General features: G+C 56.6%; 19 protein-coding genes. 9 read left to right on the top strand and 10 right to left on the bottom strand.

Translation table 11 applies throughout. The features are described 5' to 3' along the window. Positions 1–185: 185 nt before the first annotated feature. Complete coding sequence (gene rocD / locus RDV48_15980; protein MDQ7824301.1) at positions 186–1394, top strand: ornithine--oxo-acid transaminase; 1209 nt, start codon at positions 186–188, stop codon at positions 1392–1394. Position 1395: 1 nt separating this feature from the next. Here the strand turns inward: rocD and RDV48_15975 are convergent, their stop codons facing one another. Next, positions 1396–2700, bottom strand: coding sequence for a M14 family metallopeptidase (locus RDV48_15975; protein ID MDQ7824300.1), 1305 nt, complete (start codon positions 2698–2700; stop codon positions 1396–1398). A gap of 189 nt (positions 2701–2889) precedes the next feature. Here RDV48_15975 and RDV48_15970 point away from each other — a divergent pair, with 189 nt between their 5' ends. Beyond that, entirely contained in the window at positions 2890–3210 is a 321-nt protein-coding gene (locus tag RDV48_15970) for a winged helix-turn-helix domain-containing protein (GenBank protein ID MDQ7824299.1), read from the top strand. An 11-nt stretch (positions 3211–3221) separates the two neighbouring features. Here the strand turns inward: RDV48_15970 and RDV48_15965 are convergent, their stop codons facing one another. After that, on the bottom strand, positions 3222–4403 hold the full coding sequence (locus RDV48_15965; protein ID MDQ7824298.1) for a hypothetical protein: 1182 nt from the start codon (positions 4401–4403) through the stop codon (positions 3222–3224). Between the two features lie 112 nt (positions 4404–4515). Between RDV48_15965 and RDV48_15960 the strand changes: the two genes are divergently transcribed. Both RDV48_15960 and RDV48_15955 read left to right on the top strand, forming a co-directional pair. Then, positions 4516–4800, top strand: a complete 285-nt coding sequence (locus tag RDV48_15960) for a hypothetical protein (GenBank protein ID MDQ7824297.1) — start codon at positions 4516–4518, stop codon at positions 4798–4800. Positions 4801–4806: 6 nt separating this feature from the next. Further along, positions 4807–7461, top strand: coding sequence for a hypothetical protein (locus tag RDV48_15955; GenBank protein ID MDQ7824296.1), 2655 nt, complete (start codon positions 4807–4809; stop codon positions 7459–7461). Positions 7462–7465: 4 nt separating this feature from the next. On the opposite strand, the gene asnB is transcribed toward RDV48_15955, so the two are convergent. Beyond that, complete coding sequence (gene asnB / locus RDV48_15950) at positions 7466–9379, bottom strand: asparagine synthase (glutamine-hydrolyzing) (protein MDQ7824295.1); 1914 nt, start codon at positions 9377–9379, stop codon at positions 7466–7468. Between the two features lie 154 nt (positions 9380–9533). Here asnB and wbaP point away from each other — a divergent pair, with 154 nt between their 5' ends. Further along, positions 9534–11015, top strand: coding sequence for an undecaprenyl-phosphate galactose phosphotransferase WbaP (wbaP, locus tag RDV48_15945; protein MDQ7824294.1), 1482 nt, complete (start codon positions 9534–9536; stop codon positions 11013–11015). On the opposite strand, the gene RDV48_15940 is transcribed toward wbaP, so the two are convergent. Together RDV48_15940 and RDV48_15935 are read right to left on the bottom strand one after the other, a co-directional pair. Further along, entirely contained in the window at positions 11012–11959 is a 948-nt protein-coding gene (locus RDV48_15940) for an SDR family oxidoreductase (protein ID MDQ7824293.1), read from the bottom strand. The two genes, wbaP and RDV48_15940, sit on opposite strands and share 4 nt — an antisense overlap. 27 nt (positions 11960–11986) lie before the next feature. After that, positions 11987–12739: a PilZ domain-containing protein gene (locus RDV48_15935; GenBank protein MDQ7824292.1), complete on the bottom strand. Its 753-nt coding sequence runs from the start codon at positions 12737–12739 to the stop codon at positions 11987–11989. Positions 12740–13000: 261 nt separating this feature from the next. Here RDV48_15935 and RDV48_15930 point away from each other — a divergent pair, with 261 nt between their 5' ends. Further along, entirely contained in the window at positions 13001–15304 is a 2304-nt protein-coding gene (locus RDV48_15930; protein ID MDQ7824291.1) for a caspase family protein, read from the top strand. A gap of 62 nt (positions 15305–15366) precedes the next feature. Continuing rightward, entirely contained in the window at positions 15367–17469 is a 2103-nt protein-coding gene (locus RDV48_15925) for an IPT/TIG domain-containing protein (protein MDQ7824290.1), read from the top strand. Positions 17470–17547: 78 nt separating this feature from the next. On the opposite strand, the gene RDV48_15920 is transcribed toward RDV48_15925, so the two are convergent. Next, a complete protein-coding gene (locus RDV48_15920; protein MDQ7824289.1) occupies positions 17548–18693 on the bottom strand; it encodes a DegT/DnrJ/EryC1/StrS family aminotransferase in 1146 nt (381 codons plus the stop codon). Positions 18694–18909: 216 nt separating this feature from the next. On the opposite strand from RDV48_15920, the gene RDV48_15915 reads away from it, so the two are divergent. Together RDV48_15915 and dut are read left to right on the top strand one after the other, a co-directional pair. Beyond that, entirely contained in the window at positions 18910–20739 is a 1830-nt protein-coding gene (locus RDV48_15915) for a caspase family protein (GenBank protein ID MDQ7824288.1), read from the top strand. A gap of 78 nt (positions 20740–20817) precedes the next feature. After that, positions 20818–21288: a dUTP diphosphatase gene (gene dut, locus RDV48_15910; GenBank protein MDQ7824287.1), complete on the top strand. Its 471-nt coding sequence runs from the start codon at positions 20818–20820 to the stop codon at positions 21286–21288. On the opposite strand, the gene RDV48_15905 is transcribed toward dut, so the two are convergent. The 4 genes from RDV48_15905 to RDV48_15890 all read right to left on the bottom strand — a co-directional run bounded on the left by RDV48_15905 (position 21285) and on the right by RDV48_15890 (position 25327). After that, positions 21285–22502 (bottom strand): O-antigen ligase family protein, encoded by a 1218-nt coding sequence (locus tag RDV48_15905; GenBank protein ID MDQ7824286.1) that lies wholly within the window; start codon positions 22500–22502, stop codon positions 21285–21287. The two genes, dut and RDV48_15905, sit on opposite strands and share 4 nt — an antisense overlap. 9 nt (positions 22503–22511) lie before the next feature. Further along, positions 22512–22961 carry a hypothetical protein gene (locus RDV48_15900; protein MDQ7824285.1) on the bottom strand — a complete coding sequence of 150 codons (450 nt, stop codon included), beginning with the start codon at positions 22959–22961 and terminating at the stop codon, positions 22512–22514. Between the two features lie 214 nt (positions 22962–23175). Beyond that, positions 23176–24291, bottom strand: coding sequence for a bifunctional UDP-sugar hydrolase/5'-nucleotidase (locus tag RDV48_15895; GenBank protein ID MDQ7824284.1), 1116 nt, complete (start codon positions 24289–24291; stop codon positions 23176–23178). Positions 24292–24436: 145 nt separating this feature from the next. Continuing rightward, a complete protein-coding gene (locus tag RDV48_15890; GenBank protein ID MDQ7824283.1) occupies positions 24437–25327 on the bottom strand; it encodes a hypothetical protein in 891 nt (296 codons plus the stop codon). Between the last annotated feature and the right edge of the window lie 50 nt (positions 25328–25377).

Raw genomic sequence — 25377 nt, 5'->3', positions numbered from 1 at the left:
TCTGAAGATTCACCAGATCCGATGATTTTCCTCTCGAAGGAGCGCCCGGCCACAGGGCAGACCTCACAGGCCGCGGGGAAATTTCCTGTCCATGCCAGGTCCCGGGACAAAAAGGATTTTTCAGAGAGACGCCGTATTGATACCTGCTTTTTCAATTATCGCTTATCTCGAGGAGGTCGATACTCATGGTGGCACAGACCACAGAAGCCATAATAAAGGAAACTGAATCATACAGCGCGCACAATTACCACCCCCTTCCCGTGGTGCTTGTCAAGGGAGAGGGTATCTGGGTATGGGATGCGGAAGGCAGGAAGTACCTCGACATGCTGAGCGCCTACTCGGCTCTCAATCAGGGGCACCGCCACCCCGCCATACTAAAAGCTCTCGTGGAGCAGGCGGAGAAGATAACCGTCACTTCAAGGGCTTTCCATAACGAGCTGATGGGAAAATTTCTCGGGAAGCTCTGCGAGCTGTGCGGGCAGGAAGCGGCCCTTCCCATGAACACCGGTGCCGAGGCCGTCGAGACGGCCATCAAGGCGGCGAGAAAGTGGGGCTATTACGTAAAAAAAGTGAAGCCTGAAAAGGCCCATATCATAGTCTGTGAAAACAACTTCCACGGGAGAACGACCACTATCGTCGGCTTTTCCTCGGAGCACCAGTACCGCGACGGTTTCGGGCCTTTCACGCCTGGATTCGAGGTGATTCCCTACGGCGATCTGGAAGCCCTCCGCAAGGCCATCACGGCCGATACGGCGGCCTTCATGGTCGAGCCCATCCAGGGGGAGGCGGGGATCAACATCCCGCCCGAAGGGTATCTGAAGAAGGCCCGGGACCTTTGCCGCGAGCGCAGGGTGCTTTTTATGGCCGATGAGATCCAGACAGGCTTCGGCAGGACAGGAAAGCTCTTCTGCTGCGATCATGAAGAGGTGAAGCCCGACGTGCTCATCGTGGGCAAGGCCCTCGGCGGCGGAGTGTACCCTGTCTCGGCGGCCCTCTCATCCAGAGAGGTGATGGATGTCTTCAAGCCCGGCGACCATGGCTCCACCTTCGGCGGGAATCCCCTCGCCTCGGCAGTGGCGATGGCCTCCCTGAAAGTCATCATCGAGGAGAGACTCCCCCAGCGCTCGAGCGACCTTGGCGCCTTTTTCCTTGAAAGGCTCAGGAGCATCAGGAGCCCCCACATCAGGGAAGTCCGGGGCAAAGGGCTCATGATAGGGCTCGAGATAAAGAAAGAGTCCGGGCCTGCCCGCCCCTTCTGCGAGAAGCTCCAGTCCCTCGGCATCCTGGCCAAGGAGACCCACGGTCAGGTGATCCGCTTCGCGCCGCCCCTGGTAATCAAAAAGGAAGACCTTGAGTGGGCTTCCTTGCAGATAGAAAAAGTGCTGACGGAGTAAATCAGGCCTTCGGCGGCTTGTCGGGCCAGGGTATCTCGTTCTGGTGGTCCACGACCCAGTCCACAAAGGTGTTGCAGAGCTTGTCAAGCTTCTTGCAGGTAGGCTCTATGTCCTTTTCGGAGGGCTGGAAGGAGCGGGCCATTTCAACGGTGAAGGTCATGCGCTTGTTGACATGGTGCACGTTTTCCGACGAGCCCGAGTTGGGATAGAGATCGCAGCTCTGCATCACGCGGTAGCCCCCTCCCATGGAATCGTTGAGCTTCTTGCCCAGGGCCTTGTAGGTCTCCACGTTCTCGACGGGCTCATCGGTATGGGCCCAGGGATAGAGAATCATCTCGCCGTAGGCATGAAAATCAATGACGCCCTTGATGTTCTTCCTGCTGAGCTCGAGGTTCATGACGGACTTCACTTCGCTCTCCGAAGCGCCGTCAGGGCCCCGGTAGGTATCGTCGCGCGGGTCGTCGCTTGTGGCTGAGAAATCATCATAATAATTGTCAGGCAGATCGCCCTTGGGACGCCACAGCTCGAAATGGGCGGGATTGCCGTCATGGAAGTTCCTGTTCAGGTCCACGCCTATGGCCACGGGCTGCTGAGCGCCGGCAGGGGTGAGGTTCCCCTCGAAATTGTGCTCGATCCCCTCTTTGTAAATGGGGTTGCGGTTCTTGCGCCACCAGCTGTCCTCTTCACGGGAATATTCATACCCGTCGGGATTCACCATGGGGATGACCCAGATCTCGCTGCTGTCCACACGCTTGCGCACCTTTTCATCGCCGTCGTAGCCTTCCACGAGGCCTTTCGCAAAGTAGAGGGGCACTTCCAGGGTGATCCATTCGCGGGCATGGGTGACGCCGGTAAAGATGACACCGGGCTTTCCGCTTGTATCGCCACCGGCGCCCCTGCTTATCTTGAGGGCCCAGATATCCTTGCCTTCGGCGGATTTCCCCACCGATTCCATCTTGCAGAGGTCGGGCCGCTTGTCGGCCAGGGCCTTCATCTCCTCTACTGCCTGGTCATAGGTATGGTAAGCTTTGGCCTGTGCCAGGGGCTTGTTCTCAAGGTGATCCTTGAACTCCCTAATTATCTTCTCTTCATCGACGCTGCACTTTTCAGGGTCCCGCAGGATATCCTGCTTCTTCAGATAATCGCGGAGCTCCCTGTCATCGATGACACCGTTCTTATTCAGGTCTATCTTGTCGGCAATGTCAATCTTCGAGGGGTGGACGTCCTTGATGCCCTCCCCGTCGACATACTTGAAGCCCGATACGTTCTGCGGGCCGCCCGAAGGTGAAATCGGTGATGAGTTCATAGCTTTTCTCCTGCTCCCGGAATCCCCTCAACTATAATACCACAATACCGGGGGAAGGCACAACCTTTCCATGTTACCATTTGATTAATTTTCAGACAGGGACATGCTTAGTCTCCATGAAGGAAAGGAGGCCCAAGGGGTGAAATGATACAGGTGAGGGAGATGAAGTCACGCAAGGAGCATAAAGGTATGAACTTCAGAGAAGCTGCAATCACTATCCTGCAGGAAGCAGGCAAGCCTCTCCATTACGAGGAGATAGCACGGCTCGTCATTGAGAGGGGCTATATAGAGCCGAAGGGCAAGACACCCCAGGACAGCATCAGCACAGAGCTCAGCCGCGATCTGAGGAAACAGGGGAGCAACTCAGTGTTCATCAAGTACGGAAAAGGCCTGTACGGGCTGAAGGACTATGGCAGCCGCCCCGTGATAGAGCCTGAAGTCCCTCCTGAAAGCCCTCCCGATGAGACTCCCCAGGTGCATATCAGAGTGCACAGCTCAAGGGTGTACTGAGAATCCCGGCCTTATCTGCCGGTGCCGCCGGGAGCACTGTCACACTCTGTGAAGAAACCTTCAATGGCCTCCTCAAGTGACGCTCCCGAAGTGACTTCAAGGGCGTTCAGGTTCCGGTACATGACGTACCGTGCCGAGGGGAACACTCTGGTGAACTCCGGGAGCACCGTCTCGATTCTCACTTTCCTCAGCACATAGATTCTTGTTACCGTCTCCGCTTCTTCCATGGAGGGAGGCTCCAGGGTATCAATGATCCCGGGGGGACCGACAAAAAGAATATTTCCCCGGAGGCGGGCGGCAAAGCCCGTTCCTTTGAGGACAAGAGGGAGGCCCTCTTCGGCCGTCATGTCGGAGAGCTCCACGCTTTTAGTCCCCTTCACCTGGGGCGACGTAATGAGGTCGCGGCCCATTTTGTCGGCAAGAAACTTCAAAATCTTGCCTATCTCTTCATTTTTAAACTCTATACGAAGGCTTTCTCTCTTCTCCACAGGGATCAGTGCCGCCACGGCGGGCTTGCCCTGCTTTTTCAGGGCTGGTGACGTAAGAGCCGGCACCGTCCTTGGCTCACCTGCCGTGGCGCCGTATACCAGGGAAAGGTTCTCCTTGATATTTCTTTTTTTGTCAGCCACCGGCACTTTTTCAATGGGGAGCGCCGGCTCACCACCTCTTTTCACCGAGGCGTCCAGCATCACTGCCATGTCCTCGAGAACGCTCTCACCGGGACGGTATCTCCGCACGCCTGCCACAGGCCCGCCTTTCTTCCCTCCAAGAAATATGTTCCTCTCCATGATCAGCACAAGCCTCTGTTTTCCATTTTTCTCATGGACGGCATATTCGGGGAACGAGACGACATCAATGGCGATGAGGAGGGACTGCTCCTTCTCCCTGGGAGAGAAAGTGAACCTTCTTATAAGGCCGGCATTGACGGAGATCGATTTCTTTGCCTGGCGGTCAAAGACGACGGGTGAGATGAGGAGCACAATGGCCTTCTGGGCCTTTTCCCTGAGCGTCAGCTTCCAGGAGAGGGGCACCGACGAGTCCACGGTGAGCTTCACTGCCGTTGGACTGGTTTCGATCTGCACGTGAGTGACGGTTTTTGCCTGGACCGGCCCTGCGGCACCAGGCAGGATACCACAGAGGATCAGAAAGAGCGCCCATATGAGAATGCCGGGGGACAATGCGATTTTTTTCATTTCACTTAAAAAATTCGCACGCTTTGCTCTTTATCCTCTGAATATTCCCAAAAGGCTTCATCTGTGGTATACTTAAGGGCGGGAAAAGAGGATAGCGCAAGGGGGGCCTCGTATGGCGAAGCATGAACCGGTGATACTCGGCGGTGAAGGGTATATCCCGAAAGAACTCCTCGAGGAGGTGCAGACCCACAGGATACCAATTACCATCAGCTTTCCTCTCAATACCCGGTCAGAGGTGATGGCAAAGGACTTTGCCCTCTCCTTTTACCGGGAGCTCAGAAGATTTGGATTTTCCGAAGCGCAGATTGCAGATTTCTCAACAGAGCTCCTGAAATGCCTTACGGAAAAACTGGAAGCCTACGTGGAAAAAATCACCAGAAAAACAGAGCTGAGGTGACGGCCGTTGATACTCTCTTTTAACCCTGCGGGGCTTTCAAGCAGCGCAGAGTGCGTTGAATTCCTCAGGCAGAAAGGCCTTGTCATAAGCCAGAAACTCGGAGCCAGGATTCTTGCGCTCTCCGTGAAAGGAGTGCAGTTCTCCCTGGCAGCCCTCGAGGACGCACCGCCCGGATCGGCAGGGGAGAGGCTCTTCCTCTCCAGGGAAATGGTCGATGCCTCACATGAGAGGGCTGATGCATTAAAGTTGCTCATCGCGGCATCTGGTATGACCGAGACTTTTTCGGTGAAGGAAGAGCAGGGACTGGTAAAAATCATCTCGCCCTTTGAAGAGGAAATCATCCACCCCTCTCCCGGCGGCACGATGGAAATCGTGCAAACACAGCAGTTCACCACGGCGAACCTTCTCGCCCCCACGTCCATCTCGCCTCACAGCATCCTCTCGGACAGGCGCTATCTCGAGGAGATGGCTCTCAATTTCCTGGACTCCGACGATCCGACCGTCATCGTTGAGAGCCTCAGGAAGCTCACCAGGATAATCCTCCTCTCTTCAAGGGACCCCAGCGCCCTCTTTGTGGCAGCCTTTTCCAAGGACAAACCCGAGATATGGCGGGCCTGCGCCACGGTGATAAAAGAGACCATTGACGGCGATTTCGGCCTCATGCTCGAGCAGTTCCTCAATGAGAATGATTTTCACCGGAAAAAAGAGCAGTTCGGGTTTATCCTTCAGGAGGTCCTCTCGAGAAAAGAGCCTCAATGGGGAGAAATCCTGCTCCTCCTCCTCACAAGGCTCCTGGGAACCGCCGAAAACCTTCCTCTCCTGATGGAGAACCTGCGGGAGCTCTCGTCACTCATCGCCCACTACCCTCAGCAGATGAAGGCGTTCATAAGAAATATCCTTGCCCATAGCGCCTTTTACTCCCCTGAAGAGCTCAACGCCGTAAGGGACCTCCTGCTCTCCGCGGGGGGGGAGTATCCCCTCCTCAGCGCCACCCTTCTCGCTGAAGCGGAGAAGAACAACCCCGCGGAGCACCGCATCGTGATCCTGTGGTTTCTCTCCCCCCTTTCCCTCACGCCTCCCCAGGGAGACCAGGTGATCGCCATTGCAAAAAAACTTGTCAGGAACGGCATAAGGCACCCCCATCTGCAGAACATGCTCAAGACGGCAATGCTGCGCCTTGCTCCCCGATCGCTGGCCGCCATGTCCTCCGATGATTTTTACAAAATCCTTGATCCCGAGATGAGATTCTTCATCATCGAGCTCTGGAATGAATACTATTGGTTAAAAAAGGGTATTATAGAGGGAAAGGAGGCCTTTCTGAAGATATTCGTCTCAGAGATCACCTCTGTTGACCAGGTCACCCTCAAGAAACTCCTCCGCCTGAAAATACTCCATGACAGAGAGGTGCTTTCCCAGGCAATCGCCGACCCGATGGCCCTCATAGAGGCCTCGGTGTGGACCTTCACCTCCTACCAGTACGACGAGGAGCGGGATGCCCTTTTTTCCGTCCTGATAAAGCTTGCACCGCAGGCAGTAAGGATATGCTTCGAACTGGTGAAGAAGCGTTATGCCCTTGACGAGGAGATCTCGGATCACCTGATCTTCCTCGGAACCCTCATAGCCCATACTCATGGCAAGAATTCACCCCCCCCCGCCGATATCATACAATTCCTGCTCATGCTCTCGAGGGAGAGGAAAGCCTTCTCCACTGTTGCCTTTGAGACCCTTGGCATCATATTCCGCTCCGCCCCGTGGAAAAAGACCGAGGTGACGGCCTTCCTGAAACGGGCCCTCCAGAGGCTCACCCTTCCATTCACCGTAAAGATAAGGATACTGTTCCAGCTCTTCGATGCCGCGTGTCTCACCGACAGGGGAATTGCCTTCGGAGAGCACTTTATCCTGGAGAGGCTGAAGCTGAAGGATATCCGCTCCGATGAGCTTTCCGCCCTGCTGGAAGAGCTCAATCTCTTCCTGGGGAGGGGAAGCCTCACCTGCACCGGAGAGCTTGTAGCGCTCTTTTCCCGGGAAATCGCCCTTAAGCTCACCTCCCCCACGATAGGGGAGATAATGAGGAATGACGCCCTGGCAGGCGAATCGTCCCGGTTCCTCGGGGAATACGAGAGAAATCCATGGAGCTGGGATGACGTGGCGCAGACTCTCTTCATCCTCACCAAGATTGCAGGGAAGAGAGACCAGCACGGCTCAAGGGAGAGCATTCTCAGCCTCTTTGCCCATGTGGCAAGACACTGGCAGGCTTCCAGGACTTTGAAAGAGTCCCGGTTCCTGGTTCCTGACGCAGTGCTTTTCAGAAATCTCAAGGAAATGGCAGAAATGGGGGGACATACACCCCGGGAGCTCTCATTGCTCGGCTCCATCACCGAATCGCTGCTCCTGGTCCTGAAAAAATCTCAGGAAACTCCGGCCCTCCCCCTACACGACGATCTTCAGGACTTCCTCTTTGCCGTATGCACCTTGTGGAAGGCCATCACTGAAGGCGAGCCCGCAGCTTTGGCCCTCGATCCGCCCGGGGAGACCGTGAGATATCTTCTTTCAGCGTGGCGCAGCGGCTCATCTCACGCCGCGGGCTTGCTGGAGAGGATTGCCGGCGCACCATGGGCCGCCGGGGAACTGAAAAAACGGATCAGGAACGCCCTCTCCTGAGGGATCAAAGGTATTTTTCCCGCCACATCTGGAACATGAGGAGATTATAGAGCCGGTAGCCGAAATCTGCGGTTCCCTCCTCATGGGCGCGCACCATAGGCGTGACAAGGCTCCCGTCAAGAAGGCCCTCCCGTTTCAGCCTCGCGGCATCGAGATATTCATCGACAAGGAACTTCAGCTCACCCCTGAGCCACTGTGAGATCGGGATGCCGAAACCCTGCTTTGGCCTCTTGAAAAGCTCAGGTGAAATCCTCTCGTAGAGCAGCTTTTTCAGAAGGTACTTGCTCTCGGAACCTTTCTGCTTCAGCGAGAACGGCACCGATACGGCAAATTCCACGATGCGATGGTCCAGGAAGGGAACCCTCACCTCGAGGCCCCACGCCATGCTTGCCCTGTCAACCTTGGTGAGGATGTCTCCCACGAGATATGTCTTGAGGTCAACAAGGGCGCAGCGTGCGGGATCACCTTCATGCTGCCACATCTGCCCATACCGGTAGAACATGGTGCCCCGGAGGTCAAAGACACCGTTGAAAAGAAGCCTCCGGGCCTCTTCAGGGCCCCATATCCTGACCAGTCCGAGATACACGTCGAGAGCGGATCTTCCCAGCGTCCTCGCAAGCTCCCTGATGCGGTCCGGATCGGTGCGCACTTTGAGCCTTCCGAAAAAAAGCCCTTTCAAAGCCCTGCCAAGCAGGGCCAGGACTGAATCGGGAAGCTCCGCCACCAGGGAGGCGGCCTCTTTCGCAAGCGGCATGGACTCCACCATTTTCCAGCGCCTCATCAGCTCATACCTGTTATAGCCCCCCATAAGCTCATCGCCCCCGTCTCCCGAGAGGCACACCTTCACCTCCTCACTTGCCATCTTTGAGACAAGGTAGGTCGGTATGGCTGAGGAGTCTGAAAAAGGCTCGTCATAATAACGGGCAAGGGCAGGGATGACTTCATAGGTCTCCCGGGGAGTCACATAGAGCTCCTGGTGATCGGTCCCCAGGCAGCGGGCCACTTCCCTCGCGTAGGGAGCCTCGTCATAAAGGCTTTCCTTGAATCCTATGGAAAAAGTCTTCACCGCCATGCTGTTCTGTGCCTGCATAAAGGCTACCACGGTGCTTGAATCTATCCCGCCGCTCAGAAATGCCCCTACAGGCACATCACTTATCTGGCGCAGCCTCACGGAGTCGTCAAGAAGGGCATTGAAGCGCTCCTGAAGCTCATCCTCGTCAACGCTGCCCTCATGGCGGGGAGAGAGATCCCAGTAGGGCCTTATCTCTATCTCGCCGCGGCGCAGCACAAGGAATGAGCCTGGAGAGAGCTTGCGGGTATGGCGGTAGATTGTCCGGGGATCGGGCACATACTGAAACACCAGGTACTCGTACAAGCTCTCCATATCAAGCTCCCGCCTGAAAAAGGGGTACCTGAGAAGGGCCTTCAGCTCCGAGGCAAAGACGAAATGCCCCCGGTGGTGATAGTAATAGAGGGGCTTCACGCCGAGGCGGTCCCTGGCGAGAAAGAGGGCCTCGGCCTTCCCGTCCCACAGGGCAAAGCTGAACATGCCAATAAAGCGCGAGAGGCATTCCCTGCCCCATTCACGGTATGAGGCAAGCACCACCTCCGTATCGGATGTCCCGCGGAAAGAATGGCCAAGAGCCTCGAGCTCGCAGCGGAGCTCCATGAAATTGTAGATCTCGCCGTTCAGAATCAGCACGAGCTGATCCCCGGGGCATTCCATGGGCTGCCTCCCCGTAGGCGACAGGTCAATGATGGAAAGCCTCCTGTGGGCAAGCCCCAGGGCTTCCCTGTAAAAAAGGCCCTCCTCATCAGGACCGCGGTGGGCCAGGGTATCATTCATCGCCGCAAGGTCCTCACGGGAGGCAAGCTCCTGATTTTCTCCGTAATAGTAAAAGCCTGTTATGCCGCACATCTTTGCTTCCTGTCACTGATATTTACCAGCCTCCACCTATTTCCCTCTTAATGAGACCTCAATGAAGGTAATTTCATGAAAGCCGTAGAAGCAGGGAAGGCCGGGACTCGAGAGGCGAGCGGCGCAAGAAACCGATTTGCCCCGCAGGTGGGAGATGAATACCTTTTCGCTCAGGAGAACGCTCGAATGGATAAAGGTAAACAACCTCTTCCGCAAGATCCTCATGGTCGTGATCCTTCTCATTGCCGACAGCGGCGCCTTTCTGCTCTCATTCCTGCTGGCCCATCACCTCCGTATCCACGTCATCCCGCAGAATTTCAGCCGGGCGCCCGTGTACAGCTTCTCACTCTATGACTACGCGCCCCTCTGGTGGCTCATTGCCCCTCTCTCAATATTTTTCTTCATGGAAGGCCTTTATTTTAAACGGAGGCCCTTCCAGCTTGAGCTGAAGCATATCTTCAAGGCCCTTATCCTCTATATGGTCTTCACCCTCGCCCTTATCACCCTTGTGCACCTCACCGGGATAATATCCCGCGTGGTCTTCGTATTCTCAATCGTCTTTGCAGCACTCTTCATCCCTGCCCTCAGGTATGCCACAAAGACGGTCTCCTTTGACGGGGGGCTCTGGAAGAAGCGGGTGCTGGTCCTGGGCGCCGCGAAGACCGGCGGCCTTGTGGCGAAGAGCCTCAGGAAGGATAAGTTCCTTGGCTACCAGGTCATGGGATTTCTCGATGACGACCCTGAAAAGGCGGGAGCCCTCATCGAGGGAATCAGGGTGCTGGGAAAAACCAGCGATATCAAGGAGACCCTCAAGGACACCACGGCCCTCGACGTCATCATCGCCATGCCCGCCCTCTCGAGGGAGAGGCTGATAGAGATCGTGGAGCTCTGCGAAAACTACGTGGAAAGCATCAAGATCATCCCCGACTTCTTCGGCGTGGCCACCATAGGCGCCGAGATAGAGTCCATCAGCGAGTTCCTGATGATCAACATCAACATCAACCTGAAGAAGCCCTGGAACATTTTCATCAAGAGAACGATAGACCTTGTGCTCTCCACGGTGGTGCTCATTGCCGGGGCCCCTTTCTTCCTTCTCATCGCCCTGGCCATAAAGCTCGACAGCCCCGGCCCCGTGCTCTTCATCCAGAAGCGCCTGGGGCAGCGGGACAGGAAGGGAAGGTTCCCCTGCTTCAAGTTCAGGACCATGTACATCGACGGGCCCGAGAGGCTTCAGAAATACTTTGACGAGCACCCTGAAAAGCGCGGGGAGTGGGAGAAATTTGCAAAGCTCAGGTCCGGTGATCCCCGCGTCACCGCCGTGGGCAGGTGGCTGCGCAAGACGAGCGTCGATGAATTCCCCCAGGTATTGAACGTGCTCAGAGGCGACATGAGCCTTGTAGGCCCCCGCCCCTATCTCCCCTCTGAGATAAGAAAGATGAACCGCATGGAAAAGACCATCCTGGTGGCCAAGCCGGGGATAACGGGCCTCTGGCAGGTAAGCGGCCGCAATGAGCTCTCCTTTGAGGACCGCTGCAAAATGGACATCTATTACGTGAGAAACTGGTCGCTCTGGATGGACCTGGTGATCCTGGTAAGGACGGTCTTCATCGTCCTCTCGAGGAAAGGGGCTTATTAAGAAAGAGGCGCGGCCTGCCGGTACCAGGCCACCGTGTATTCCAGCCCGGTCTTAAAATCGACGGAAGGTTCATAGCCAAGGAGGCTCCGGGCCTTGGAGATGTCGGCGAAGCTGTGCATCACTTCCCCTGAGCGCATGGCCTGGAAAGAGGGGGGAATCTCTCTTCCCAGCAGGCAGGAGATGCGGTCGTAAAGCTCAAGAAGGGTATGGCCACCGCCACAGGCAATATTGAGGGGATCGCCGAAAGAGGCAAACCCCGGGGTACATGCCTTGAGGTTCGCCTGCACCACGTTATCCACGAAGGTAAAATCACGGGTCTGCGTTCCGTCACCGTAGATAACGGGCGATTGACCCTCACAAAGAGCCGTGATGAAGCGCGGAATGACGGCGGCATACTGGGACATGGGATCCTGGCGCCTCCCGAAGACATTGAAGTAACGGAGAATCACCGTCTCAACCCCGTACACCTGGTGAAAGATCCTGCAGTAGAGCTCTCCCACATACTTGGAGACTCCGTAGGGAGATATGGGCTGGCACGCCATGTCCTCCCTCTTGGGGAGCCCCGTGGCACTCCCGTAGACCGACGACGACGAGGCATAGACAAAGCGCTTCACACCGACCCGGGCGCTCTCGTGGAGCATCAGGAGGGTACCGTCCACATTCGCGCTGTTGGTTTCAAGAGGATCGGCTATGGAGCGTGGCACAGAGCCCAATGCTGCCTGGTGGAGCACGAAATCGGCGCCTTCCAGGACTTTACTCACTGCCGCCCGGTCGCGGATGTCTCCCCTTGTAAGCTCAATCTTCCCGCGAAGGTGCGCCAGGTTCTCTTCCCTGCCATTGGAGAAATTGTCAAGCACCCTTACCTTCTCACCGGCAGAGACAAGGTGCTCCACGATATTGGAGCCTATGAAGCCGGCCCCGCCGGTGACAAGATATAGTGCCATAGTTCTTCTTTCCGGCCCGCGGCGGGCTCATTTCTGGGCAAGCTCCTCCACGATGTCCATCATATACTTATGGAGGAGCTTCTCCTGGGCAGCGTTGAGCTTCACGAACTCAACGCCTTCAATAGGCGTCTTGTCCCTCTTTGAGTAGCCGTTCCAGGTGATCGTCCCCCTCAGGTAAAGAATGGGAAGCTTATGGGAAGGTCCCAGCTCGAAATCAAGGACCACCTGCTTCTGTATCTCCTCATGGGTGAGCATTGAGAGGCCTCCCAGCGAGAGGTCCACCAAGGTCCCCCATCCGTTGTAATAGCCCCGGGGCTCAATGTACTTCACTTTGATGGACGTGGGGTAGCGGATTACCTTTCTGCGCTGCTCCGAGTATTTCACCTGGAACCCGTAGAGGCCCAGGAGGCCGAAGACCCAGGAATCCCTCAGATTGATCCTTGAATCGGCGAACCTCACCCCTGCCGCGTAGATTTCAACATTTTTCTTTTTCCGCGTCCAGACCACTCTAGCCTTCACCGTGTCCTGGCTGAACCTGAACTTGCTGAAGACCCCCTTGTCCTTGGGCACTATGATATCAACCTGCTCATCCTTCCTGAAAGGCTTTGAGCACTCCATGCCAAGGCCGTACACGGCAATATCCTTTATCACCGCGGGAATACGTTCCTTCCCGTCCTTCAGGAGGGTGACATCAATGGAGCAGTGCCGACGGTCTACGAACCTCTTCTCTTTGATCTTCTGTTCTGGAAGCTTCCCGGTAATCTTGGAAAGAAAATCCATACCATCACCACCCCGTAAGTATCCGCCAGAATGAATTCGCGACAGAACTCCTTTATCCTTCGTATCCTCCTCGAAAGCCATGGGAATGACCCCCATGATTTTGTCATGAAAGGGCACCCATGGAGAGGATTTTTCATGGTTTCCAAGAATTCTTCTCAAGACCTCTCTGGAATAAAATCTGCCATTTCACAGATACCAGGGGAGTCTTTCCTCTCATCACGTGAGAACGATACCTGTAAAAGGACAAGAAAGGAGCACAGTATGAGAAAAAGAACGTTATTGAGCCTCCTGGCTCCCCTTCTCTGCCTGCTTGCCATCGGACTCGTAATCAACGGATGCAGCAGCTACGGGAGCGGAAGCCCCTTCAATGCCACTGCCTACACCGTTGACGAGGGAGGAGGCGGCGGTGACATCACTACGACACTTTACGGAAGGGTGCAGGGCGAGAATGGCGTCCCCGTGTCAAATGCCACGGTCACTATCGCAAGAACTTTCGTTGATGCCAACGGCAACTCATGGACCACCACCGCCCGCACCAACTCACAGGGAGATTTCACGGCGACCCTTTATACCCTTGTCCCTTACAATGTGAACATCTCGGGCGGCACCTGCGGCGGATCCCAGAGCCTCGGCACGGTGAACGTCGCTTTCACCCCCACCAGCATCAATCCCGTGAGGGTATTCTCCAAGCCTTCAGGCGCCGGCACCACGACAATGACCATTCCCCAGCCTGTCACCTGCACCGCCTCGGCGAGGGGTACAAAGGCAACCTCCGTGGCCCTTTCGTGGAATGCCTCATCGGAGCCCGGTTTCTCATGCTACCGGATCTACCGCAGCACCACCAAGGGCGCGACAGGCATTGATGCAAACCTGGTGACGACCATCACGACCCAGGGAACGACGGGCTTCACCGACACCCCCGGCAACGCGGGTACTTATTATTACAGGCTCTATGTCTATACAAGCCTGGCGAATAATCTTTACTGCGGGGCTGCAAGCGACGAGGTGAGCGCCACCATCGACACGGCCACGACCCTCCAGGCCACGTCAGTGCTGGGATTCTATGCAACCAAGTTCTCGACGACAAGCCAGGGTGTCTATGCCCTTGTCTATCCCCACACTTCAACAGGCATACCGTCGGGAACCTACACGGTGGCTCTCCCGGGCGGAACGACGGAGAACCTCGCGGTGAATGCCTATGCCGGCTATAGTACAATCGTGGGAAGAACTTACTATGGTTATCCCATCGTCGGCTCATACGGCTCGAAAACCACCACGGAAGAGAGCTACCAGGTCAAGTCAGGGATGAACCCTTCACCGGCCACAGGCTCCTACACCATCACCTCTCCCCTCGGCGACGCACCAATCACCGCCTCCCAGGGGATCCCTTCGGCACTCGAGGTGACGAGCACGGTAAATAACGACGGCACTATCAGCGTGAGCTGGACAAGCCTCGGAAGTAACTACCGCTATAAAATCATGGCCATCACCGAAGGGACGACCACGCCGGGAAGCACCGAGACCACCCATCAGGCCCGCTGGTGCAACGTCGATCCCGAGATGGTCTCCCCCATAAATAAACCCCAGGAGTTTGTCGCCACCGGGAAGGATCAGCTCTCCCAGGCCACGTCATGCACCATCCCCGCCGTCTTTACCAACAAGAGCAAGGTATATGTACAGGTCACCGCCTATGACGTGAGCGCCACCACCTACTCGGCGGTGAGCAGCACCATGGGCAAGATGGCCCTTTATTTCTCTGAGACCACCACGGGCCCCCACACCATCGTGGGCGGCCCCTCCGGAAGCGGCGGCATCTATGCCCTCTTCGTGGGCATCAATAAATACACTGACCCCAGTAATGATCTCGGGGAGTGCGTGAACGACGTGAACGGGATGAAGGAATCCCTCACCCAGAGCTCCCTCTGGAACGGTGCCACCGTCGAGACCCTCACCGATTACGATGCCACCAAGACGGCCATAATGAGCAAAATCTCGTCACTGGGCGCCCAGGCAGGCTCAGGCAGCCTCTTCTTCTTCTATTACTCAGGCCACGGCACAAATGACGGAAGCCAGTCCTACATCGTCCCCACTGACGCCTCCAGTTACAGCGGCTGTATCGGGGCAAACGAGCTGCAGACTGCCCTGAGCAGCGTGTCAGGCAACAAGTGCATCATCTTTGACTCCTGCAACTCCGGCGGCTTTGTCAACAAGGCAAAAGGTGACAAGGTGCGCTTCATGAGAATGGCTAAGTCGCAGGAGCGCTTCTCAGGCACAGACTTTGCAAAAGCTCTTGAGCAGCTCTCAAACCTGGTATTCATGGGAGCCTGCAAAGGAAGTGAGCTCTCCGTCGAGAGTCCGAGCCTCGGCCACGGTGCTTTCACCTATTACCTCATCCAGGGACTCGGGAGCGGCAGCACCATTGGCTCTGCCGACTCCAACAAGGACGGCACCATATCGGCCAGCGAGCTATTCAATTATTCGTCGCCCCTCACCACGGTATACAACCCGGATCAGAACCCCGTGCTGCAGAACAACTACAGCGGGGAACTCGAGATAAAACAATAGCAAAACACCTGCGGGAGGGGAAGCTAGCCTCTCCCGCTTATAACAAAAAGGAGGAAAAGCTTATGAAGAACACTAAGAGCACTCTGCTCCCGGCCCTCGTGGTGATTCTGCTGCTCGCCGGCCTCGTGGCAGGCTGCGGGGGAGACTACAACAAGGGCAACAATTCCTATCCCTATTACGGCCCCACTTCATCGACTTCCACCACCACCCCGAGCCCCATTGTGACCGGCGTCACCAACAGCTCGGGCGGTGCGACCATCTCCCCCGGCAATGACTGTACCGTGAGCGGTGTGGGCTTCGGCAACACGCGCAGCGAGTCGGTGAGAGCTTCAAGCTCCGTGAGGTTCGTAAAAACTGACGGCACCTATGTGGAAGCCACCGCTTACAAGTCATGGAGCAATACGTCGATTACCTGCACCGTTCCTACAGCCCTCCAGTACGGTGAGCAGTATACCGTCGTAGTGATAATAGTGACGGCAACAGGAGATCTCTCTTCAAACACTACGGCATCAGCGGCGAATACCGTGGTGCCCTCATCCTCGAACCCTCCGCAGATCACCAGCATTTCGCCGCAGACATCGGCGCAGGGCGCATCGCTCACCATCACGGGCGTCAACTTCGGCTCTTCACAGGGCAGCGGCTACGTGAGGTTCCAGAAAGGCACCGACACGCCGGTGAGCCAGAGCACCGTCACCTCGTGGAGCGCCACCCAGGTGGTCTGCATCATCCCGGGGACCGCCCCCACAGGAAATATAAGCGTCTATGTGCGCTCAAACACCGGTGAGCTGAGCAATGCCGCATCCCTTACCATAGCGAGCAGCACCTCGCCCATCATCACCTCGATCACCCCCTCCACCGTCACCCAGGGCGCCTCAACATCCATCACCATCACCGGCAACAACTTCGAAAGCACCCAGGGCTCAGGCTATATCGCCTTCCAGAAAGGCACCGACACGGCAATACAGCAGACCACCACGAGCAGCTGGTCTACGACCGCCGTGGTATGCAAAGTGCCCTCGGCGGTCTCATCAGGAGTGATAAGCGTCACGGTGCACACAAGCGGAGGTGTGACAAGCACCGCTCAAAACATTACCGTCACGAGCAGCTCCGGCCCAAGCATTACCAGCATCTCGCCCAGTTCCATCTCCCAGGGCTCTGCAACGACTCTCACCATCAACGGCGTGCGCTTCGGCAGCCAGAAAGGCTCTGTCTCCTTCCAGAAAGGCACGGAGACACCCATCACGCAGAGCACCACCATTTCCTGGACAAGCACAAAAATCACCTGTGCCACGCCTTCTGACGTGTATTCCAATTCAGGCACTTACAATGTGACGGTGACAAGCTCTCAAGGCGAGTCGAGCGGCGCCGCCACGCTCACCGTGGGCGGAAGCACAAGCGGCAAGATCTATGCCCTCTTTGTGGGCATCGATGCTTACCCGGACAGCCCCCTCAATTACTGCGTCAGCGACATAAACGGCTTGAAGAGCTGCCTCACTTCGAGCTCCACCTGGAGCGGAGCCGACATCACCACCCTCACCGATGCCGCGGCGACAAAGAGCGGCATCCAGAGCGCCATCGCCACCATTGTGGGAAAGGTGGGCGCAAACGACATGTTCTTCATGCAATACTCGGGCCACGGCTCAAACTCAGGAAGCAACTACTATATCGTGCCCGTTGACGGTGACAGTGCCGCGACCTGCATCAGCAACACCGAGCTTGACACGTGGCTCACCCCTCTGAACAGCAGCTCCAAGAAGTGCATGATCTTCGACAGCTGCCACTCGGGCGGCTTCATAGGCAAGGGCCTGCCCCCGGGAACAAGGATAAGGTACAAGGCCATCAGGGGCTCTGACCCCAATTTCAAGGGGCCCGGCTTCACCAAAGCTCTTCAGTCCCTCCCGAACCTGGTGTTCCTTGCGGCCTGCCAGGGTTCGGAGCTCTCCCTTGAAAGCTCCTCCCTCCAGCACGGCGTATTCACCTACTACGTGATGCAGGGGCTCGGTGACGGAACGACCATCGGCCCCGCCGCCGCCATGGGGGCGACCACCATAAGCGCACAGGACGCCTTCAACTACGCCGATCCGCTGGTGAAAGCCTACGTGGACGACGGCTCCCAGAATCCCCAGATGCAGAATAACTACTCGTCGGGTCTTACGATAAAGTAAGAGCCAAGGCATACCCAATAAAAAGGAGAGGCATCGCGCCTCTCCTTTTTTCATTTCTTCACGAAACCCTCAGGCTCCTCACCCCTTCTTTAATCCGGCGAGGCTCTCTTCCATGGCCTCGATGACCCGGGAGATTTCCCCGTCGGTGAGCTTTGGATAGAGGGGAAGCGAAAGGGTGGAGTCCCCTATTCTCTCGGCCCGGGGGAACATCCCCCTCTGAAAGCCGAACGTCTCACGGTAGTAGCTCATCAGATGAATCGCCCTGAAATTGACGGCCACGCCGATATTGCGCTCCTGGAGAGCCCACAGGAGCCTGTCGCGGAGGTGCGGATCAACCTGGATGGTGAAAAGGTGCCTGCCGCTCCGGGCGCCCTGAGGCACATGAGGGAAGCTCACTCCTTCAAGACGTGAAAAAGCCTCTTCATAACGGGCGGCTATCAGTGAGCGCCTCGCGAGATACTCCTCGGCACGGGCAAGCTGCGGAATGAGCAGCGCTGCCTGGAGGTTATCCATGTTGTATTTCCACCCGAGAAGCACCATGTCATAGTGGCGGTATAAGCGGGTATAGCGGTCATGGGCATCAGACTCTATGCCGTGGGAGCGGAGCATCTTGAGCCCGCCGGCACACCTGCCGTGGCGGGTCGCCACGGCGCCTCCCTCGCCGCTCGTGATGCTCTTGGTGGCATAGAAGCTGAAGACGGCCGTGTCACCGAGGTGGCCCACCCTTACCCCGTCACGGGACGCTTCCAGGGCGTGGGCACAGTCCTCTACAATCACGAGGCGATGCCTGTCGGCTATTTCCCGAAGGCGCCTCATATCGCACATGGACCCGTAGAGGTGCACGGGGAGTATGGCCCTTGTCTTCTCCGTGATGGCGCCCTCCACGAGGGAAGCGTCAATGTTCCCCGTCTCATCCTCCACATCGACAAAGACAGGCCGCGCCCCTGCCATCAGGATTGCATTGGCCGAGGCGACGAAGGAGAGAGGCGTGGTGATAACCTCGTGGCCGGCACCGACACCAAGGGCAAGAAGGGATAGATGCAGGCCTGCCGTGGCGCTTGTAAGGCCCACGGCATGGGGGAGGGCCAGGTATTCCGCAAGCCTGGACTCAAAGAGTGATACTTCCTCGCCCGTGGTGAGGAAAAGGGAATTGAGGACCGCCATGGCCCTTGCGATCTCCTCGTCCCCTATGTTGTGACGGAAAAACTCCACCTTGTGCTGCATCCTTTTCTCCACCGCCTCATCTTAATAGCTCAGGGAATAAATGTTCCCGTCCAGGGTATTTCCCCTGGAGCCGATAAAGTCCTACTCACCATGAGAAGGAATTACCTTGGTTCTGTAAAATTGTACTAATTACTTACCCCGGAGAAGGAGAGACGCCCCTCAGGTTTCCAATTGCACTGCAATTGTGTCACATATAACATTACCACAAGGAGGAGAATGATGAAAAAGCGTACTCGGCATCTTGCAGCACCAATGTTTCTGGTGATGCTCCTTGCATCGTGCCTCATCCTCAGCGGATGCGGCGGAGGAAGCGGCGACAGCGGAGGAGGATACTACTATGGCGGAGGAGGAGGAACCGTAACGAATCCCCCCGTGGTAACGAGCGTAGCCAACAGCCAGGGAGGCACAAGCCTTGCGTCCGGCAATGAATGTGTCATCAGCGGCACCGATTTCGGCTCCACCCGCGGGCTGAGAGCTGACACCACCAGGAGCAAGGTCACCTTCATGAGCACCACCATCGGCGGATCAAGCGTTGATGCAGCCGTTTACAATTCATGGAGCACCACCCAGATCAAGTGCATAGTGCCCGATCTTACCATAGGGCAGAAATATGTGGTCGTGGTCACCATAGTCACGGGAGGAGAATCGATAAACTCCTCTATAACAGAATCAACAGCCAACACGATCACGGCCATAGCGCAGAGCGCGCCCATCATCACCGCCCTTTCACCCAATGCAGCGACGGTGGGCACCACCACCACCCTCACCATCACGGGCAACTACTTCGGGACCACCCAGGGCTCCGTCACCTTCCAGAAGGGCACGGAGACGCCCATCACGGTCAGCACCTTCTCACAGTGGACCAATACTTACCTCGTGCTTACCAGTCCTTCATCTCTGGTGCAGGGAACCTATAACGTGACGGTCACCAACGTGACGGGCACGAGCAGCGCCTCGTCATTCCAGGTGCTCCCTTCGGGATCGCCCCTCATCACCTCAATCTCGCCTTCATCAATCGCCCAGAGCAGCACTTCAACAGTCATCCTCACGGGAAGCGGCTTTGGTGCAGCCCAGGGAACGGGGTACGTCTCCTTCCAGCGCGGCACCGAGACGCCTGTCACCGTCACGACAGGTCTCAGCTGGGCAGATACACAGATCTCATGTCCCGTGCCCGCCGCCATTGCCGCAACGGCAAGTACGGTGAATGTCTCCCTCATGAATGGGAGCAGCCTCCCGAGCAATTCGGTGCCTCTCACCATAGGGAGCTCCGGCCCAGGTAAAGTATATGCGCTCTTCGTGGGCATCAATGATTACCCCACAAGCCCCCTCAACTGGTGCGTGAACGATGTGAACGGCCTCAAGGGATGCCTTACCACGAGCGCCCTCTGGAGCGGCGCTTCCATGACGACCCTCTCCAACAGCGCTGCCACCAAGAGCGCCATCCAGAACGCCATAAGCACGATGGCAAGCCAGGTCACCGCCAGTGACATGTTCCTGATGTACTATTCAGGCCATGGGTCAAACTCTGGGGGAGGAACTTATATCGTCCCTATTGACTTTGAAGGGCAGGCCTCACGGTGCATCAGCGCAACGGAGCTCAACACGTGGGTATCTGCCGTCAACACGAGCGCAAAGAAAGTCATCATCTTTGACTCCTGCTATTCAGGGGGGTTCATCGGAAAAGGCAAAGGTGCCATGAAGTCGCGCTACATAGCGCTCCCGGGCTCAGCTGAGAACTTCCAGGGCAAAGACCTCGCCCGCCAGCTTGAATCCATCTCCAACCTGGTATTCCTTGCCGCAAGCCGCGGCTCGCAGACTTCGCTGGAGAGCTCAGGCCTTGAGCATGGCGTGTTCACCTACTACCTCATGGAGGGCCTGGGGAACGGCACAACCATAGGGCCCGCCGCAGCAACGGGGGGATCCTCGATATCAGCATCTCAGGCCTTTAACTATGCAAGCCCCAAGGTGCAGCTCTATGTCGATGACGGGAGCCAGACACCGCAATTACAGAACAACTATTCAGGGAGCCTTATCATCAAGCAATAGGGAATCCCTGCGAAGAGAGAGAAAGAGAGGCTCATGCCTCTCTTTCTCATTCATTTCCACTTATGACAGGGAGTATCCATGGAAGAACTCACCATCGCCTGCCGGAAGCTTCCCCCCCATCTTTGCGAAACGCTTCCCCGCTATCAGACCGAGGGGTCATCGGGCATGGATCTCCATGCCAATATCGAAGCCCCCATAGTGCTCCATCCCGGTGAATACAGGCTTATCCCCTGCGGGATTGCCCTCTCGATTCCCCGGGGGTTCGAAGGGCAGGTGAGGCCCAGGAGCGGGCTTGCGGCGAAGCATGGCATCACCATCCTGAATGCCCCCGGCACCATAGACAGCGACTACCGCGGGGAGGTATGCGTCGTGCTCATCAACATGGGGAAAGAGGACTACACGGTGAAGCCTCTTGACAGGATAGGCCAGATAATTTTCACCCCTGTGGCAAGGGCCCTGCTCGTGAAGCGCGAAATGCTCGATGATACCGCCCGCAGCGACGGCGGGTTCGGCCATACGGGGATCGAGGGCACCCCCCCGGAGGCCTAACAGGCGCCGCCCCTCTCCCTGCAGTGATGAAAAAGGAAGGCCATCAAAAGACTCGCCACGAGCGTCGCCCTGCAGCTGTTTAAGAGCACGTCGGGAAGATTCATCAGAAAGAGGGCAAGAAAGCTTCCCCCAAGGCCTGCCGCCAGGGGTGCAAAGGCTTCCCCGGCGTGCCTCTTGAAAAAGATGAGCCCCCTGGCTATCTTTACCATGATCCACAACAGGAGCGCCAGCCCCACGAGCCCAGTGAGGACAAGCACCGTGAGAAAAAGGTTGTGGGCATGGCCGTACATGAAGCCCGGAACAATCTTCTCGCCATGCTCCATGAAGGTGTTGACTGAAAACCCCACACCCAGCAGCAGATGGTCGCGGATCATCTGAAACGTGCACTGCCAGCACTGGATACGGAGCAGAAAATCATTGTCATGCCCTATGTTGAAGAGCGTCATGAACCTTCCATGAAGATGGGGGAACATGACAAGAAAGGCAAGCACGGCAAAGGCAAAGAGCCCTCCGCAGAACAGCTGCAGGGGGCGCGAAGGGAATGCCCAGAGAAGAAAGAGGAGAAGGGGGAAAAGGGTGAACCACCCGATGCGGGAATTGGCAAGGATCATCCCCAGGAACATCACCACAAGGGCACTGCGATACCACCATTGACGGCTCCTGTCCATCACGAGGAGCGCAAAGGTCACCGGCATCACGGCCAGGATGATCATGGCAGTGATGGTATGATGCTCCGAAGCGGTACTCATCACCGTGGGATCGGTGAGAAAATTCCCCGTGGCATCGGCAGGCCCCCGAAGAATGAGAAGGACCACGAAAAGCACGAGGACCCTCAGGTACTCAATGCCGTCACCCCGACCCTTCTCCAGAAGATAGCGCAGCATGTAATAGCCAAGGAGCGCCGGCAGCAGGTTATCGGTGAGAAATACCAGATCAGGCCTTGTGGCCCAGAGAAGGGAAGCGGTACAGAACAGGGTAAAGACCGTGAGCGGGTCTGAGAGAGACCTCGCCCCCTGGAAATCGCGGCGCAGCAGCCTCGTGATCAGGTAGAGGGCAAAGAGCCCGAATATCAAGCACTTGGTCTTTCCCCCGATGCTGAGGCTGATGTGATAGGCGAGCTCTATCTGGATCTTTCCCCAGGCGATAATGATGAGAGAGGCAACGAAAAGGCCTGAGAGAAGGGGAATAAGCCTGTCTTTAAAAGTGCCTTGCATCCCCGCCCTTTACACTCTCTCCAGCCTGAGGGCTGTGAGGGTCACGAAGCCGTAGAGCATCTCGGCAATGGCCTTTGAAAGCTCGTTTTCCGCCAGGGTGATTCTCTTTCGCAGCGCCTGAAGCAGCACCTGGATAATGGTCCTGAGAGTGTAATCGGTGCAGGGGTTGTTGAAAAAAATATCAGCAATCTTATCCATGTGGTTCCGCGAGCGGCTCTTTACCTCTTTCCCGATGAGGATCAGCTCGCGCTCAAGCTCCTCCGGCGGGGCAGCGCTGAGGGACCTGAGCATTTCCTCCCTGTCGCGGTAGCCCATCTCCCGGGCAAAATCCTCTACTGTTCTCCTGAATCCTTCCCTGAACCTCTCAAGCTCCTGCTGAGAGAACTTCCCTTCGAAAGTGAGGGCTTCCTGGAGCATACCGGTGAGTCTTTCTGCTTCGCTTGCGGTATTCGTCACCATGCTGTTTCTCCTGATTTTTATTTTCCCAACCCCTCGCAGTTTCATGGTAACACAGACTCGCTTTTCATGCCAGAGGAGCCTGCCAAGAGGTAAAATGAGCCCCCTAAGATGCAAAGAGACCTCCTGAAAAATAAAGGGACCCTCTCTGCAAAGAGAGCAATCCCAAAGATTTCAAAAACTTTGATGAGGTGAGGCCTCTTTCAGCGGCAGGCTCTTAATGGTGCCTTTTTCCCTTTTTATGGTAATTCTGGCCATCCTGGTATGAGCCGCCGCCGCTGTCCCTGTGGCCGTTCAGGATCTCCTGCACGGCGGGATCAGCCTTCACGGTGTGAGAGCTCGCGGGGAAGGGGGTGAATTCCACATCGACGACCTCTTTGCTCTTTGGATCATACTCTATGGTGGTGAGTCCCACATTCTTGCAGTGTGAGCCTGATTCCACGATGTAGGTCTGGTTGGGGAACTTGCCCACAGTGATAGGGCTCTGGGTTATCTGATGGTCATGGGAGGCAAGGATCACGTCTATCCCGCTCACCTGTTTTGCCATGGAGGGGTCGTCATCAATTCCCTGGTGGGAGAGCACGACGATCACGTCGGCTCCCTTGGCCTTCACCTCGGGGATGAGTTTCTTGAGCGTGGCGCCAGGATCGAGCTTGAGCACGTCGTGGCCCACGTTGGGATGGGCCGAGGTGGCCATCCTTGGCTCAACGACGCCGATGAAGCCAACCTTTACGCCGTTCATATCCTTGATCAGGTAGGGCTGCACGCCGGGGAGATACTGCTTGGTCTGCGGATCGAGCACATTGGCGCAGAGCACATCACAGTTGAGCTTTTTGACGAACTCCTGGTCGAGGTCCTCTTTGTTCCACTGGAACTCATGGTTCCCCAGCGAGACGAGATTGTAGCCGATCTGGTTCATCACGTCGGGCATGGGCTCATAGTGGTTCCTGTCTGAATAGGGGGGGTTGTAGCATACGTCACCACCATCAACAACCATGGCGCCGGGGTTCTGCTCCCTGAGCTGGTTGATGAGCCCCGCAATGTTTGCCATGTTCTTGAAATAGCCATGCATGTCATGGGTGTTGATTATTGATATCTTGATGGTGCCCCCGCTTCCCGAAGAGGGCTTCTCCTGGCCGTTTGATGGCGATGCGGCTTCATAGGCCTCGCGGGAATATGAGGGCTCCTTCCCTTTTGAGATGGTCACCGAGTCGTCATAAGACTGGCTTCTCTCCGCCTGGGGCTCATGGCGCTTGCCATGCATCTTCCTGTCTCCATGATGGCCTTGGACGCCGTAGTTCTGGTGTGAATAATCGCCTGATATGCCTGTCATAATGAACCCCTTTCAATCTCCAAGTAGTGTTGACCCACTCTCATAATATCATATTTTTTCCGGTGAAAGCCAGCGAATAGTATTAAAACTTTGTTAACAGGCCGACGGAAAAGGGGGGGGACCGGGGATTCAAAGGTCAGTGGATTCAACCGCGGCGGGGGAAGATGAAGGTGAGGTGGTGGGGCGCCGTGCCCCTGATTTTGAGGTGGCCTTCGTGGAGGCACCTTAAATGGTGAGCGAAGCAGAGGGCGATTCTGTTGTGCAGCTTATCGCTGCCGCCATGGGAGCGGAAAATGATGTGATGAGAATGCAGATTGCGCCGGCACCGGCAGCCGGGAGCCTGGCACTGGTAATTGTCCCGGGCAAGGGTGCGGCTGTGGATATCCCTTTTTTCGGGGAGATCCCAGGTCTCAAGGAAGCTGTCAAGGAGGGCCTCGATGAAGAGGGGGAACTCCTGCCCGCTCTTGGCGGCTTCTTCTGCCCTGCCGGCGGCCCAGAGCCTCACGGCGTGATTCCAGAGAGGGATGAGATCTTTTTTGAGAAAGAAGCGGATGAGGGCGCCCCTCTCCTTGGGGTTTGACCCGAAGGTTCCGTCTTTGTGGGAGTCCCCAGAGAGGATTGACAGAATTTCGGGGAGTTCGGGGTGCTCACCGCCCTGGGTGACCTGCCAGATGACGGCTCCCCCGGAACTATGTCCCCCTTCCCTTGTTTTTTGCTGTGCGGAAATCTGGACTGCGACATCCAAACCCTTATCCCCACTGGGTTCCGTGGCATTAGAGATTGCGGGGGAAACCCTTCTGACGGACCTCCCCATGACGGCCACCTCGAAGGCCTCGGGATGGATGTCCCACTTTTTGTGGACAGCCCTCTTTGCGAAGCGGAGGAATCCCTCGACCGAGGCCATGAGGGTGGCGACAGGGACTTCCTGGGCGTAGGAGAGCCACGCCCCCTGGACGCGGGTCCCCTCAATGAAGACCCTGGTAAGATGTCGCGCCTGCTCGGGGCTGAGCTTGCCCACCTTCACGAGGTCCAGCATATCGGGATACTCTTACATGAGAAGGCTACTTTTTGTCAAGACCAACGTGG

The sequence above is a fragment of the Candidatus Eremiobacterota bacterium genome, from assembly GCA_031082125.1.
Taxonomy (GTDB): domain Bacteria; phylum Vulcanimicrobiota; class CADAWZ01; order CADAWZ01; family Ess09-12; genus Ess09-12.
This window is presented reverse-complemented; position numbering and strand designations above follow the sequence as displayed.